This is a genomic window from Pseudomonas sp. H3_D04 (assembly GCF_054669175.1).
In genome coordinates this window covers 657,574-672,381 of record NZ_CP162801.1, presented here as the reverse complement: position 1 = coordinate 672,381, position 14,808 = coordinate 657,574, and the positions used below count along the sequence as shown (strand labels likewise).

Annotated in this window: 17 protein-coding genes; 7 read left to right on the top strand and 10 right to left on the bottom strand. The window is 57.5% G+C overall.

Going from position 1 to position 14,808, the window contains the following annotated elements; translation table 11 throughout:
- The first annotated feature begins 231 nt into the window (after positions 1–231).
- Positions 232–801 (top strand): hypothetical protein, encoded by a 570-nt coding sequence (locus tag AB4N91_RS03235; protein ID WP_010457670.1) that lies wholly within the window; start codon positions 232–234, stop codon positions 799–801.
- Between the two features lie 183 nt (positions 802–984).
- On the opposite strand, the gene AB4N91_RS03230 is transcribed toward AB4N91_RS03235, so the two are convergent.
- Both AB4N91_RS03230 and AB4N91_RS03225 read right to left on the bottom strand, forming a co-directional pair.
- Positions 985–2,202 carry an argininosuccinate synthase gene (locus AB4N91_RS03230; RefSeq protein ID WP_007898502.1) on the bottom strand — a complete coding sequence of 406 codons (1,218 nt, stop codon included), beginning with the start codon at positions 2,200–2,202 and terminating at the stop codon, positions 985–987.
- A gap of 129 nt (positions 2,203–2,331) precedes the next feature.
- Positions 2,332–3,240, bottom strand: coding sequence for a flagellar protein MotY (locus AB4N91_RS03225; RefSeq protein WP_010457676.1), 909 nt, complete (start codon positions 3,238–3,240; stop codon positions 2,332–2,334).
- Between the two features lie 157 nt (positions 3,241–3,397).
- On the opposite strand from AB4N91_RS03225, the gene pyrC reads away from it, so the two are divergent.
- On the top strand, positions 3,398–4,444 hold the full coding sequence (gene pyrC / locus AB4N91_RS03220; protein WP_010457678.1) for a dihydroorotase: 1,047 nt from the start codon (positions 3,398–3,400) through the stop codon (positions 4,442–4,444).
- Positions 4,441–5,118: a ribonuclease T gene (gene rnt, locus AB4N91_RS03215; protein ID WP_008155580.1), complete on the top strand. Its 678-nt coding sequence runs from the start codon at positions 4,441–4,443 to the stop codon at positions 5,116–5,118. The genes pyrC and rnt overlap by 4 nt, the downstream gene beginning before the upstream one ends.
- Before the next feature lie 75 nt (positions 5,119–5,193).
- On the opposite strand, the gene AB4N91_RS03210 is transcribed toward rnt, so the two are convergent.
- Positions 5,194–5,796, bottom strand: a complete 603-nt coding sequence (locus tag AB4N91_RS03210) for a peroxiredoxin (RefSeq protein ID WP_010457682.1) — start codon at positions 5,794–5,796, stop codon at positions 5,194–5,196.
- Between the two features lie 315 nt (positions 5,797–6,111).
- Between AB4N91_RS03210 and AB4N91_RS03205 the strand changes: the two genes are divergently transcribed.
- A complete protein-coding gene (locus tag AB4N91_RS03205; RefSeq protein WP_007943567.1) occupies positions 6,112–6,330 on the top strand; it encodes a bacterioferritin-associated ferredoxin in 219 nt (72 codons plus the stop codon).
- Between the two features lie 199 nt (positions 6,331–6,529).
- Positions 6,530–7,003: a bacterioferritin gene (gene bfr, locus AB4N91_RS03200; protein WP_010457685.1), complete on the top strand. Its 474-nt coding sequence runs from the start codon at positions 6,530–6,532 to the stop codon at positions 7,001–7,003.
- A 221-nt stretch (positions 7,004–7,224) separates the two neighbouring features.
- Here bfr and grxD read toward each other — a convergent pair whose 3' ends face one another.
- The 5 genes from grxD to AB4N91_RS03175 form a co-directional block, all read right to left on the bottom strand.
- Positions 7,225–7,566, bottom strand: a complete 342-nt coding sequence (grxD, locus tag AB4N91_RS03195; RefSeq protein ID WP_010457686.1) for a Grx4 family monothiol glutaredoxin — start codon at positions 7,564–7,566, stop codon at positions 7,225–7,227.
- Positions 7,567–7,663: 97 nt separating this feature from the next.
- On the bottom strand, positions 7,664–9,772 hold the full coding sequence (locus tag AB4N91_RS03190; protein WP_200666909.1) for a molybdopterin oxidoreductase family protein: 2,109 nt from the start codon (positions 9,770–9,772) through the stop codon (positions 7,664–7,666).
- 134 nt (positions 9,773–9,906) lie between these two features.
- Positions 9,907–10,200 carry a hypothetical protein gene (locus tag AB4N91_RS03185; RefSeq protein ID WP_077749897.1) on the bottom strand — a complete coding sequence of 98 codons (294 nt, stop codon included), beginning with the start codon at positions 10,198–10,200 and terminating at the stop codon, positions 9,907–9,909.
- Between the two features lie 156 nt (positions 10,201–10,356).
- Positions 10,357–10,692 (bottom strand): hypothetical protein, encoded by a 336-nt coding sequence (locus AB4N91_RS03180; RefSeq protein WP_138739082.1) that lies wholly within the window; start codon positions 10,690–10,692, stop codon positions 10,357–10,359.
- Entirely contained in the window at positions 10,673–10,879 is a 207-nt protein-coding gene (locus tag AB4N91_RS03175) for a hypothetical protein (protein ID WP_010457690.1), read from the bottom strand. The genes AB4N91_RS03180 and AB4N91_RS03175 overlap by 20 nt, the downstream gene beginning before the upstream one ends.
- A gap of 448 nt (positions 10,880–11,327) precedes the next feature.
- Here AB4N91_RS03175 and argF point away from each other — a divergent pair, with 448 nt between their 5' ends.
- Together argF and AB4N91_RS03165 are read left to right on the top strand one after the other, a co-directional pair.
- Positions 11,328–12,248 (top strand): ornithine carbamoyltransferase, encoded by a 921-nt coding sequence (argF, locus tag AB4N91_RS03170; protein ID WP_010457691.1) that lies wholly within the window; start codon positions 11,328–11,330, stop codon positions 12,246–12,248.
- The gene (locus tag AB4N91_RS03165) at positions 12,245–13,354 is read left to right on the top strand and encodes an ABC transporter ATP-binding protein (protein WP_010457692.1); all 1,110 of its coding nucleotides are present in this window, start codon (positions 12,245–12,247) and stop codon (positions 13,352–13,354) included. The genes argF and AB4N91_RS03165 overlap by 4 nt, the downstream gene beginning before the upstream one ends.
- Before the next feature lie 56 nt (positions 13,355–13,410).
- On the opposite strand, the gene AB4N91_RS03160 is transcribed toward AB4N91_RS03165, so the two are convergent.
- Together AB4N91_RS03160 and ybaK are read right to left on the bottom strand one after the other, a co-directional pair.
- Positions 13,411–14,193 carry a PhzF family phenazine biosynthesis protein gene (locus AB4N91_RS03160; RefSeq protein WP_010457693.1) on the bottom strand — a complete coding sequence of 261 codons (783 nt, stop codon included), beginning with the start codon at positions 14,191–14,193 and terminating at the stop codon, positions 13,411–13,413.
- Positions 14,194–14,208: 15 nt separating this feature from the next.
- Positions 14,209–14,679 carry a Cys-tRNA(Pro) deacylase gene (gene ybaK, locus AB4N91_RS03155; protein ID WP_010457694.1) on the bottom strand — a complete coding sequence of 157 codons (471 nt, stop codon included), beginning with the start codon at positions 14,677–14,679 and terminating at the stop codon, positions 14,209–14,211.
- Between the last annotated feature and the right edge of the window lie 129 nt (positions 14,680–14,808).

Sequence of the window (14,808 nt, the reverse complement as noted above, 5' to 3'; positions counted from 1 at the left end):
CTTACACCAGGCAACACTTCAGAAACAGCAATAAACGCCACACTTACCAAAACAACAATAACAAAAATACCCGAGGCGCAAATAATACAGCTACTATGACCCCCGTTAACAAACTCACTAAAAGGACACCACCAAAACAGCAGACCGCCTTCCCGACTCCGGCAACTTACCAACACCCGAAACCTCTCCATAAATTGATCGAGAACAGACAATCTTCCATGAGCAAACAACATGAACAAACTCAAAATAAGAATTTCCAACCCCATGACAATCATTGCGATATTTGCAACACTGTCTGAAACTTCGGCTGCTATCTCCCTTCCATTTCTCGACAATAAGGAACGAGAGATCTATATCTGGTTCCTTATCAGCTTTCCCTTTTATTTGCTCTTCCTATTCTTCGCCACACTCAACTTCAACTATCGATCGCTTTATGCGCCCTCTGATTTTGAGAAAGGCAAGCATTTCATCAAGGCCATGACCGATGCCGATCACGCGCAAGTCAATACACCCGAGCATTTGATTGAGCACCCCTTACGCTCATCGGTGTTGCTAAAGGATCTGCACATCGTCGATGCACGATGGATGAGCAACAAAATGGACTTCAACACTTTGATGGAAAAGATCCAGCAACCACAGGAAAACCCTGCGCGCGTGATCGTGTTCCTAACCTGTACTGATTCAGAGGCGTTACTGAAGGAAGGCGCACACAAGCATTCGAAACAAACAAAGAAACGCAACAGCACTACGTTCTGGGTTGCCTACAATTTGAGCTCACATGGCATGACGACGATGGCTTGAACGCCAATAGCAGAAGACCGATTGCGACGGGCAGTCGGAGAGTAAAGCAGACGAAAGCTTATTTGTAACAACAACAAGAAAGTTGATACATGATACCCGGTAGGAAAAATCCCTCTTTCAGAAATGTGGCCTTGTCACTGACAAGGCCACATTTCCATTACCGTCGTTGCAGCTTCAAAGATCTCAGAAAAGCTTCCGGCCTTTGTTTGCAGCAATGCGCATGCGCAAGGCGTTGAGCTTGATGAAGCCCGCTGCGTCGGCCTGGTTATAGGCGCCGCCGTCTTCTTCGAAGGTCGCGATGTTGGCATCGAACAACGATTCGTCGGACTTGCGACCGGTGACGATCACATTGCCCTTGTACAGCTTCAGGCGCACAACGCCGTTCACGTGTGCCTGGGACGCATCGATCATCTGCTGCAGCATCAGACGCTCAGGGCTCCACCAGTAACCGGTGTAGATCAGGCTGGCGTATTTAGGCATCAGCTCGTCTTTGAGGTGAGCCACTTCGCGGTCCAGAGTGATCGATTCGATCGCACGGTGAGCGCGCAGCATGATGGTGCCGCCAGGAGTTTCGTAGCAACCACGGGACTTCATGCCCACGTAACGGTTCTCGACGATGTCGAGACGGCCGATACCGTGTTCGCCACCGATACGGTTCAGGGTCGCCAGCACGGTGGCCGGGGTCATTTCGACGCCGTCCAGTGCCACGATGTCGCCGTTGCGGTAGGTCAGTTCCAGGTACTGCGCCTTGTCAGGAGCCTTCTCCGGGGAGACGGTCCATTTCCACATGTCTTCTTCGTGCTCGGTCCAGGTGTCTTCCAGCACGCCGCCTTCATAGGAAATGTGCAGCAGGTTGGCATCCATCGAGTACGGGGACTTTTTCTTGCCGTGGCGCTCGATCGGGATATTGTGCTTTTCAGCATAATCCATCAGCTTTTCACGGGAGAGCAGGTCCCATTCGCGCCAAGGGGCGATCACTTTCACGCCAGGCTTCAGTGCGTAGGCGCCCAGTTCGAAACGAACCTGGTCGTTACCCTTGCCGGTGGCGCCGTGGGAAATGGCGTCAGCGCCGGTTTCGTTGGCGATTTCGATCAGGCGTTTGGCGATCAACGGGCGAGCGATGGAAGTACCCAGCAGGTACTCGCCTTCGTAAACGGTGTTGGCGCGGAACATCGGGAAAACGAAATCGCGCACGAATTCTTCGCGCAGATCGTCGATGTAGATCTCTTTCACGCCCATGGCCTGAGCCTTGGCGCGTGCAGGTTCAACCTCTTCGCCCTGACCCAGGTCAGCGGTAAAGGTCACCACTTCACAGTTATAAGTATCCTGCAGCCACTTGAGGATCACCGAAGTGTCCAGGCCGCCGGAATACGCCAGAACGACCTTGTTTACGTCCGCCATGCCATCACTCCACGGGGTTCTACGGAAAGCCGTGAAGTCTACCGGTCATACGGAATAATTTACAGAGGCGCGACAGCTTATGACGACGAAGCGACAGATTCTGTCGAGCGAGCGACGAATTCAGCAAACTCAGGATGTCGCCGAAGAGCTTCCCGGCGTCGTGGTTTGAGGCGCGACTTTCTCGGTCGGTGCCACCCGCTCCAGGCGAACCGCAACCCGGCGATTCTTCGCGCGGTTGGTGGCGCTGGTGTTCGGCGCCACAGGGTAGCGCTCACCGTGGAAACGCAGGGTGATCTGCGATTCCTGGATGCCATTGGCCTTGAAATAGTCCATCACCGCCAACGCCCGGCGGCGTGACAGCTCGCGGTTGGTCAGGCGATTGCCGCTGTTGTCGGAGTGCCCGTCGAGTTCGATGTGATTGACCGTCGGATCCGCTTTCATGAACTCCAGCATCACCTGCAACTGCGCCTTGGCTTGCGAATCAAGATCAACGCCTTCACCCGGGAAACCGATCTCGGACTGTTTGACCTGCTCGAAATTCTTCGGCAGCAGTTTCGCCACGCAACCCTGGTAGTCGTTGAAGGCCTTGCTGAACTTGACCGGCAACAGGCGCACTTCAGAGACGCGGCCATCACCAGAGGAATGCCGGATGACCGGACTGCGGCCGTCCATCAACCCGCTGATCAGGCGACCGGCCTGAACTTGCGAACTGTTGAACAACACGTTGCCGCTGCCGATTCTCACCGATCCCAGATTGATGTCGCCACGTCCCGGTTGCCACGGCGCAGCCGCCGCCAGCAGGGTTGCTGAACCGCCACCGATCATCGCGTTGTAGGCTTTCAGACGAAACGTCGCCTGCTCGCCGGCTCGGCGCACGAATTCACCCGAACCGAAATCGGTAATCGGTTGAGTCAGGCGGCATTCGAACTTGTCACCTTCGACCGTCCACTCGATGCTCTCCAGACGTGTCTGGAAAGTGAGCGCCATCGCAGGGAGGCTGGCAAACACACTGAGCAAGGCTAAATAACGCTGGCGCACGGGAGGCTCCACTGGCTTCTACAACAAAAAGACCGACACACATATTTACGGCATACCTGTTGGATATCGGAAGCTTCCTGCAAAACTTGATAGCGAGTGCCTGAGAGAGTCTTTTCCGGTAGCATTCCCCAGAGTTTGACCCGCCTGGAATCCCCTCATGTCCGACCGCCTGACCCTGCTGCGTCCCGACGACTGGCATATTCATCTTCGCGATGGTGCTGTGTTGACCAATACCGTTGCGGATGTCGCGCGCACCTTTGGTCGCGCCATCATCATGCCCAACCTGGTACCTCCGGTGCGTAACGCCGCTGAAGCCGACGGCTATCGCCAGCGGATTCTCGCTGCACGTCCGGCCGGCAGTCGTTTCGAACCGTTGATGGTGCTGTACCTGACCGACCGCACCCAGCCCGACGAAATTCGCGAGGCCAAGGCCAGCGGTTTCGTTTACGCCGCCAAGCTGTACCCGGCCGGCGCGACCACCAACTCGGACTCGGGTGTCACCAGTATCGACAAGATCTTCCCTGCACTTGAGGCCATGGCCGACGTCGGGATGCCCTTGCTGATTCACGGTGAAGTCACCCGCGGCGATGTCGATGTGTTCGACCGCGAAAAAATCTTCATCGATGAGCATATGCGTCGTGTGGTCGAGCGTTTCCCGACGCTCAAAGTGGTGTTTGAACACATCACCACCGCGGACGCCGTGCAGTTCGTCAACGAGGCTTCGGCCAACGTTGGCGCGACCATCACCGTGCATCACCTGCTGTACAACCGCAATCACATGCTGGTGGGCGGGATTCGGCCGCACTTCTATTGCCTGCCGATCCTCAAGCGCAACACCCACCAGGAAGCCCTGCTCGACGCAGCCACCAGCGGCAGCAACAAGTTCTTCCTCGGCACCGACTCGGCGCCTCACGCCCAGCACGCCAAAGAAGCGGCCTGCGGCTGTGCCGGTTGCTACACCGCTTATGCGGCGATCGAGATGTACGCCGAAGCCTTTGAACAACGCAACGCGCTGGACAAGCTTGAAGCCTTCGCCAGCCTCAACGGCCCGCGCTTCTATGGCCTGCCGGTGAACACCGATCGCATCACCCTGGTCCGCGATGAGTGGACCGCCCCAACCAGCCTGCCATTTGGCGAGCTGACCGTAATCCCGCTGCGCGCCGGTGAAAAACTGCGCTGGCGCCTGCTGGAGGAACACGCGTGAGTGAAGACCATTTCGACGACGAACAGGACGGTCAAGGCGGCGGAGGTGGTTCGCGCCACCCCATGGCTGAGCGCTTCCGTGGGTACCTGCCAGTTGTTGTCGACGTTGAAACCGGTGGTTTCAACTCTGCCACTGACGCCCTGCTGGAAATCGCCGCGACCACGATCGCCATGGATGAAAAAGGCTTTGTGTATCCCGATCACACCTATTTCTTCCGCGTCGAACCTTTTGAAGGCGCGAACATTGAAGCCGCGGCGCTGGAATTCACCGGGATCAAACTCGATCACCCGCTGCGTATGGCGGTGAGCGAAGAAACGGCCCTGACCGATATCTTCCGTGGTATCCGCAAGGCCCTGAAAGCCAACGGCTGCAAACGGGCAATTCTGGTTGGGCACAACAGCAGCTTTGACCTGGGTTTCCTCAACGCCGCTGTCGCACGCCTGGACATGAAACGTAACCCGTTTCACCCATTCTCCAGTTTCGATACCGCGACCCTCGCTGGCCTGGCTTACGGTCAAACCGTACTGGCCAAGGCTTGCCAGGCGGCGGACATCGACTTCGACGGTCGTGAGGCTCACTCGGCGCGCTACGACACCGAAAAGACGGCCGAGCTTTTCTGCGGCATCGTCAATCGCTGGAAACAAATGGGCGGCTGGGAAGACTTCAACGACTGATCCCGGTCGCTGAATTTCTCCCGACCATAAAAAAACCGGCCTCAGTGGCCGGTTTTTTTATGCCTCGAACGTGCCTTACAGCGCAGCAGCGTTCTCGGTCAGGTAAGCCGCGACGCCTTCGGTCGAAGCAGTCATGCCTTTGTCGCCTTTTTTCCAGTTGGCAGGGCAGACTTCGCCGTGCTCTTCGTGGAATTGCAGCGCGTCGACCAGACGGATCAGCTCTTCCATGTTACGGCCCAGCGGCAGGTCGTTGATGATCTGCGAACGGACAACGCCTTTGTCGTCGATCAGGAACGCGCCACGGAAAGCCACGCCGCCTTCGGACTCAACGTCGTAGGCCTTGGCGATTTCGTGCTTCATGTCGGCAGCCATGGTGTAACGAACCTGGCCAATACCGCCATTGTTCACCGGGGTGTTGCGCCATGCGTTGTGGGTGAAGTGCGAATCGATCGACACCGCGACCACTTCAACGTTGCGCGCCTTGAAGTCAGCCATGCGGTTGTCCAGAGCGATCAGCTCGGACGGGCAAACGAAGGTGAAGTCCAGTGGGTAGAAGAACACCAGGCCGTATTTGCCTTTGATGGCCGAGGACAAGGTGTAGCTGTCAACGATTTCGCCATTGCCGAGGACGGCAGGTACGGTGAAGTCCGGGGCTTGTTTGCCTACGAGTACGCTCATTGAATATCTCCTGGTCTATATATCGTGAAGAACTGGGTTCGTGTCAGCCTGCCACCCTCAGGCGACAGCCCTGTGACACGCCCCCCTTCGCAAGGACCGACCATCATACACGGCGTTTTTGGGCTGTCCTCAACGGTTTTTCAACCGCGCGTCAAATTGGTCGTCGCGACAGGTGATGGCAGAAGCCCGGATGAAAACCGTTCGTCAGTCATACTCGCTTATAACGCGAAGCTTTCAGAAAGCACTTTGACAATCATTCTCGTTAACATTAAGATCCATCGCAACTGAGTCACCACCAGCGACGGTTCTTAGCTTATGTATGTCTGCCTCTGCACTGGCGTCACCGACGGTCAAATCCGCGATGCAATCTATGAAGGTTGCTGCAGCTACAAAGAAGTCCGCCAGGCCACTGGCGTAGCCAGCCAATGCGGTAAATGCGCCTGCCTTGCCAAGGAAGTGGTGCGTGAAACCCTGACCAAATTGCAATCGGCCCAGGCTGCGATTCCTTTCCCTGTAGAATTTACTGCCGCGTAACTACCCTATTCCAAAGAACCGGACTTGATGTCCGGTTTTTTTATGTCTGAAAATCAACTGCTTACGCTCCAGACGCGGAACACAAACATTCTTATTCCGATTAATTTTCATTTAAGTTTCAATAACTTAGGTTTGACAGTCTTAGTTGTGCGGCTCAAACTCCGCCTTATTGACAGCTAATACAGGGCAGGACCCCATCATGAAAGGCGACATTACAGTCATCCAGCATCTCAACAAGATCCTTGCCAATGAGCTGGTCGCGATCAATCAATATTTTCTGCATGCGCGCATGTACGAAGATTGGGGTCTGAACAAGCTCGGCAAGCACGAATACCACGAATCCATCGACGAGATGAAACACGCGGACAAGCTGATCAAGCGCATCCTGTTCCTCGAAGGCCTGCCGAACGTCCAGGACCTGGGCAAGCTGCAGATCGGCGAACACACCCAGGAGATGCTCGAATGCGATCTGCGTATTGAGAAAACTGGTCATGCCGACCTCAAGGTTGCCATCGCTCATTGCGAAACCGTGGGTGACTTCGGTAGCCGTGAATTGCTCGAAGATATCCTTGAGTCCGAAGAAGAACACATCGACTGGCTGGAAACTCAACTGGGCCTGATCGATAAAATCGGTCTTGAGAACTATCTGCAATCGCAGATGGGCGAAGAGTAAGTTAGCGCCCGCTAAACTCGAGACAATAAAAAGCCCCGCACTCTTTTATAGAGGCGGGGCTTTTTAATGCCCTTTGTCTCGTCCTGAACAAGGTTTGCACCTGTTTCAGGACGAAACATCTGCAGGAGCGAAGCTTGCTCGCGAAAGCGGTAGTCCAGTCAACTTATGTGCTGAATGTTGTACCGCTTTCGCGAGCAAGCTTCGCGCCTACAGGTACCGGGTCAGGCTTCGGTCTTGTTCGCAGCAGCCGCTTCAACGGCAGCCTTGATCGTGGCCTGCAGCGAACCATCAGCCGACATTTCAGTCATGATGTCGCTACCGCCGACCAGCTCACCACCGACCCACAGTTGCGGGAAGGTTGGCCAGTTGGCGTATTTTGGCAGGTTGGCGCGGATTTCCGGGTTCTGCAGGATGTCCACGTAAGCAAACTTTTCACCACATGCCATCACGGCCTGCGCGGCTTTCGCGGAGAAGCCACACTGCGGGGCATTCGGCGAACCTTTCATGTAAAGCAGAATGGTGTTGTTAGCAATCTGCTCTTTAATCGTTTCGATGATATCCATGGAGCACCTCGGCTGAACTTTCCGACTCAGAGGTCGGCACGGTGGCGCATTGTAACGGAAACCCGAGCGCCATGCTCGGTCTCCCCGACAGACACAATCAAGCCGCCGCCACCGTCACCGGAACACCGTTCAACGCAGCATTCCCCGACAACTCGTCGAGCTGACATTCATCGGTCAGGTCGTTGGCGCTGGAGCCCGGTTGACTACTGGCGATCGTCATCTGCACGCCGGGCCGTGCATGCCCCCAACCGTGAGGAAGACTGACCACGCCTTTCATCATGTCCAGGCTGGCGAGCACTTCCACTTCGATCACACCGACCCGCGAACTGACCCGCACGCGCTGCCCGTCACCGAGTCCACGACTGGCCAGGTCATCCGGGTGCATCAACAATTGATGGCGCGGCTTGCCCTTCACCAGACGGTGATAGTTGTGCATCCACGAGTTGTTGCTGCGCACATGGCGACGACCAATCATCAGCAATTCGTCGGCAGCCGGTGCTTGCAGCGCGGCGAAACGGGCAAGGTCAGCGAGAATCGCAGCCGGCGCGGCCTGGACTCGCTGGTTGGCGGTTTTCAGGCGTGGCGCCAGGTTCGATTTGAGCGCGCCCAGATCGACGCCGTGCGGGTGATCGAACAGCGTCGCCAACGAAAGCTTGTGCGCCGAGGCATCGCCATAAAGCCCCATCCGCAGCCCACGATCGATCATCTGCGCCGGTGCAATGGTCGGTTTCAGCTCCTTGCCGGTCTTCGCCGCAAAAGCCTGGGCCAGTCCGACAAAGATCTCCCAGTCATGCAATGCACCTTCGGGCTTGCCCAGGATCGCCCGGTTGAAACGGGTGACATTGCGCACCGCGAACATGTTGAACGTGGTGTCGTAGTGGTCGTTTTCCAGTGCCGAAGTCGACGGCAGGATCAGGTCGGCATAGCGCGTGGTTTCATTGATGTACAGGTCGATGCTGACCATGAACTCCAGACCGTCCAGCGCCTGTTCCAGTTGCCGGCCATTGGGTGTGGACAGCACCGGATTGCCGGCCACGGTGATCAGCGCACGAACCTGCCCTTCCCCGCCCGTCAGCATCTCTTCCGCCAGGGCCGACACCGGCAACTCACCGCCGTACTCGGGACGCCCGGACACCCGGCTCTGCCACAGATTGAAATGCCCACCCGACGTCGAAGCCACCAGATCCACCGCAGGTTCAGTGCACAAGGCACCGCCGACGCGGTCGAGGTTGCCGGTGACCAGGTTGATCAGTTGCACCAGCCAATGACACAGCGTGCCGAAGGCTTGGGTCGAGACGCCCATCCGGCCATAGCAGACCGCTGTCGGCGCCGCCGCGAAATCACGGGCCAACTGACGAATCTGTTCTGCCGGCACCGCGCACAAGGGGCTCATCGTGTCGGCAGTGAATGTGCTGATCTCCTGACGGACTTCATCCAGACCGTCGACCGGCAAATGGCTGTCGCGGGTCAGACCTTCTGCGAACAAGGTATTGAGCAACCCGAACAACAGCGCCGCATCGCCACCGGGGCGCACGAACAGATGCTGATCGGCTATCGCTGCCGTTTCGCTGCGGCGCGGATCGACCACCACCACTTTGCCGCCCCTGGCCTGAATCGCCTTCAGGCGCTTCTCCACATCGGGCACGGTCATGATGCTGCCGTTGGAGGCCAGGGGATTGCCCCCGAGGATCAACATGAAATCGGTGTGGTCGATGTCCGGAATCGGCAGCAGCAAGCCGTGGCCGTACATCAAATGGCTGGTCAAGTGATGAGGCAACTGATCGACCGAGGTCGCGGAAAACCGGTTGCGGGTTTTCAGCAGGCCCAGGAAATAATTGCTGTGGGTCATCAAGCCATAGTTGTGCACGCTGGGGTTGCCTTGATAAACCGCCACCGCATTCTGCCCGTGATGCTCCTGAATCGCCGCCAGGCGTTCAGCGACCAGGCTGAAGGCGTCTTCCCACTCGATAGGTTGCCATTCGCTGCCCACTCGCAGCATCGGCTGACGCAGGCGATCCGGATCGTTCTGGATGTCTTGCAGGGCAACCGCCTTGGGGCAGATGTGCCCACGACTGAACGTATCCAGCGGGTCACCCTTGATTGAGGTGATCTGCACGCCATTGCCTTCGACCTCGGAGGTCTCGATGGTCAGGCCGCAGATGGCTTCACACAGGTGGCAGGCACGGTGATGGAGAGTCTTGGTCATGGCCAGTCTCTGTTTTGTTCTGGGCGGGCAATATCAGCCGCGGGAACAAAACTATGGCGCCTGACCCGCGACTGCGCCAGCGACGTTCGTCTTGTGAATCGACGACCATCAGGCTAGCCGATGGCCGTGCACGATCAATTCGGCGGCAACCTGGGCGGCGGCGCCTGCAACTGGATCTCTTGAATGGTTTCGATCTGTTCCTGGGCGATATGTACGCCGGTGAGCTCGCCGATCAGTCGCCAGTGTTCGTCGAGCCCGGTACTAATGGTTGCCATGCGATCGATCATGCGTCGACCGGCTGCTTTGGTCACTTCGTCTTCACTGCGCATCAATTCGAAGGACATCGACGTCATGGAAGCGGTGAGGTGGGTCAAGGAGCGGGCCGTGAGGCCGAGTAAATCCATTAAAAGCTGTTCTTTCGATTCCATTCCGAAGGCTTCCTGCGTCACTCGTGAGTTAGTTATAACCCAGCACTTTGTATTAGCAAACGTTTCATCCAGAACACGGTGACAACCGGCGCCTTGAACAACAGACAAGACACGAAACGACCTCGTCAAAACCTGCGTTCGACCACACAGACAGGCTCACTGAGGCTGAGAAATCTTCGACGCCTTCTTTTTGAGCGGTGAGGCCAAGGCCGTCCAGATTCCGCCGACCGCCAGCCAAAGCATCACGCCGGACCCGATCAGGATGATAGCTTTCTGGTTTGCCAGGATGCCCAGCTGATGAGGCTCGGCTTGATAGACCTGCAACGCGATATCAATGACGCTCACCACTGTGAACCACGCGACCACCAGGGCAGCTCCATGCTTCAGGTCCGGCGTCGATCGCGCGAGTAGCGAAGCTCCCAGGTAGATTCCAATTGCGACCAATCCTCCCACTACCAAAAACTGGGTCGAATCAATCTGCAATCGCGTCATCCCTGAAATTCTTCACGCCGATAAAAGCGCCGACGATGGCGCCCACCACTGCGCTCGGAACGCCTGGATAAATCGTGCTTGCGATAATCGCGAAGCCCATGACCGTAGAAATGACAGCCATATCGAAGGCCGGCGAAACACGACGAAGGCGCGTCAGACCAGTGTGTCCGGGTTTATTGATCGCCATACAGCGCTCCCTCCCTGGGAGTGTTTGACTTTACGCAGTCGAGAATCCGCAATGAGGCGGATAATACCTGAGCGCAATCCGAAACCCGGCACCTGAAAACGTAACAGCAAACAACTCCGCGAGCTTGTAAGGGGCCCGGAGGGCGCTGTTCAGCGGGTCTTCCATTCTTCGCCGGATATCGAGCCAGATCACGGCAGTTATTGCAATCGAGCTTCGGCACCGTGTACAAATGCTGCTCACAAACTCGCAACGCGGATCGCGTTGTATCGCTTGAAACATGTTGGAAACCGTAAAAAAAGCCTCCTATTGGAAAAACGCGACATTTAATGTCAATATCGCGCCTCCCCCTATTTCGTCGCCCCGTGCGGCTTACGCCGCAGGTCTCGCCCGTTTTTCAGTTAAACAAGGCTTTGAGTATCTGCGGTCTGTTGCAAAAAGGTAGTCAATGATGAGCGCAAGGCACTTTCTCTCCCTGATGGATTGCACGCCCGAAGAGCTGGTCAGCGTGATCCGTCGAGGCGTTGAGCTCAAAGACCTGCGTAACCGCGGCGTACTGTTCGAGCCTCTGAAAAACCGCGTGCTCGGGATGATTTTCGAGAAGTCCTCGACCCGTACCCGCATTTCGTTCGAAGCCGGCATGATCCAGCTCGGCGGCCAGGCCATCTTCCTGTCGCCGCGCGACACGCAACTGGGCCGCGGCGAGCCGATCGGCGACTGCGCCATCGTGATGTCGAGCATGCTCGACGCCGTGATGATCCGCACCTTTGCCCACAGCACCCTGACCGAATTTGCCGCCAATTCCCGCGTTCCCGTGATCAACGGCCTGTCCGATGACCTGCATCCGTGCCAGTTGCTGGCCGACATGCAGACGTTCCTCGAACATCGCGGCTCGATTCAGGGTAAGACCGTGGCCTGGATCGGCGACGGCAACAACATGTGCAACAGCTATATAGAAGCGGCGATCCAGTTCGACTTCCAGTTGCGCATCGCCTGCCCTGAAGGGTTTGAACCCAACCCGCAGTTCGTGGCCATGGCCGGCGATCGCGTGACCATTGTCCGCGATCCGAAGGATGCCGTGCGCGGCGCCCATCTGGTGAGCACCGATGTCTGGACCTCCATGGGCCAGGAAGAAGAAACCGCCAAGCGCCTGAAGCTGTTCGCGCCGTTCCAGGTGACTCGCGCCCTGCTCGACCTGGCGGCCGAGGATGTGCTGTTCATGCACTGCCTGCCGGCCCACCGTGGCGAGGAAATCAGCCTCGACGTGCTTGATGACAAGCGCTCGGTCGCCTGGGACCAGGCGGAAAACCGCCTTCACGCACAAAAGGCCCTGCTCGAGTTCCTCGTCGAGCCGGCGTATCACCACGCATGAGCCCTCCATTACTGCTTAACCTGCGCAACCTCGCCTGCGGCTATCAAGACCAGCGCGTCGTGCAGAACCTCAACTTGCATTTGAATGCCGGTGACATCGGTTGCCTGCTGGGCTCCTCGGGCTGCGGCAAGACCACCACGCTACGGGCGATTGCCGGTTTCGAACCGGTGCAGGAAGGTGAAATCACCCTCGCAGGCGAGACCATCTCCCGCGCCGGTTTCACCCTTGCCCCGGAGAAACGCCGGATCGGCATGGTGTTCCAGGACTACGCGCTGTTTCCGCATTTGAGCGTGGCCGAGAACATCGCCTTCGGGATCCGCAAGCACCCGCAAAAGGATCGTGTCACCGAAGAGTTGCTGGAGCTGGTCAACCTGAAAAACCTCGGCAAGCGCTTTCCGCACGAGTTGTCCGGTGGTCAGCAGCAGCGTGTCGCACTGGCCCGCGCACTGGCACCGGAACCGCAATTGCTGTTGCTCGACGAACCATTCTCCAACCTCGATGGCGAACTGCGACGCAAGCTCAGCCATGAGGTGCGCGACATTCTCAAGGCCCGTGGCACCAGCGCGATTCTGGTGACCCACGACCAGGAAGAAGCCTTCGCAGTGAGCGATCATGTCGGGGTGTTCAAAGAAGGTCGGCTGGAACAATGGGACACGCCCTACAACCTGTATCACGAACCACTGACGCCGTTTGTGGCCAGCTTCATTGGCCAGGGTTATTTCATTCGCGGCCAGCTGAGCAGCCCCGAGTCGGTGCAGACCGAGTTGGGTGAGTTGCGCGGCAATCGTGCCTACACCTGGCCCGTGGGCGGTGCGGTGGATGTGTTGCTGCGTCCGGACGATATCGTTTATGCACCCGACAGCGGTTTAAAGGCGCGGATTGTCGGCAAGTCGTTCCAGGGGGCCTCGACGTTGTACCGTTTGCAGCTGCCGACCGGGGCGCAACTGGAGTCGATTTTCCCGAGCCATGCCGATCATCAAGTCGGTGCCGAAGTGGGTATTCGAGTCGCGGCTGAACACCTGGTGTTGTTCCAGGCATCGGGCAGCACGGCTGCGCAGATTCCAGTGGTAGAGTCCGGTGTCCGGCGCTACAGCACCGCCAGCTAATACACACGGACAAAAAATGTGGGAGCGTGGCTGCTCACTCCCACATCAAATTTGGGTTAACCGAGAATGAGTGTTCCGCTCGCAACCAGCGTCGCATTCCCGCCAATCTTCACCCGGTCCCCTTCCAGTCGGCAGAACAACGCCCCGCCTCGCTTCGAGCACTGATAAGCGCTGAGACTCGTCTTGCCCAACCGCTTCGACCAATACGGAATCAAGCTGCAATGGGTCGAACCGGTCACCGGGTCTTCATTGATGCCGATTGCCGGGGCAAAGTACCGGGACACGAAATCATGCTGACTCCCCTTGGCGGTGACGATTGCACCCGGCCACGGCAGCTTGGCCAGGGCGATCATGTCTGGCTGGCAGTTGAGCACGGCCTGCTCGGACTCCAACACCACGAACAACTCGTTGGAACCCAGAACATCGACCACTTCGACGCCCAAGGCGCGCTCGACATCCAGGGTCACGCCCACTTCAGATGGCACGACGGCCGGAAAATCCAGCCACAAGCGCCCGTCCTCGCGGCTTACGCTCAACGGGCCGGACTTGCAGATGAAGTCCAGGCGCTCGACCGGCTCCTTATAGATGTCAAACAACACATGCGCGCTGGCCAGGGTCGCATGGCCGCACAATGGCACTTCGGTCGTCGGGGTAAACCAGCGAATGTGCCAACCCTGCCCTTCACGCACCACGAAGGCGGTTTCGGCGAGGTTATGTTCGGCGGCAATCTTCTGCATCAACTCATCGGCTAGCCACGCCTCGAGCCGATACACCATGGCCGGGTTACCACTGAACGGACGATCACTGAACGCATCGACTTGATGAAATTCAAGCTGCATAACCTTCTCCCTGATTCAGGCGCGGCCGATATCGGCAAACTTGGCCTGAGTGTGTTCGGCCAGCACCGCCGGCGCCAATTCAACCTCAAGACCGCGCCGGCCGGCGCTGACGAAGATGGTCGCAAAGGGCTGAGCGGAGTTATCGATAAACGTGCGCAAGCGCTTCTTCTGCCCTAACGGACTGATCCCGCCCAACAGATAACCCGTCGCGCGCTGCGCAGCGGCAGGATCGGCCATTTCGGCTTTTTTCACGCCCGCCGCGTGAGCCAGATGCTTCAAGTCCAAAGTTCCGACGACCGGCACCACCGCTACCAGCAACTCACCTTTCTCACTGGCTGCCAGCAATGTCTTGAACACCTGCGCCGGGTCGAGTCCCAGCTTCTCCGCGGCCTCCAGCCCATAGGACGCAGCCTTTGGATCATGTTCATAACTGTGCACGCGATGTTCGGCTCGAACTTTTTTCAACAAATCCAATGCGGGGGTCATGGCAGCTCCAGAGTGGGCGGCAGTAGAAAAATCCTGCGCTGGATTCTAGGACATTGGTCGGCAAAAGGCTCTATTGCGCCACTGTTTCAGCGGCTTGACGGCACAGGCTGCCGTTCGTCCGTGCCTGGC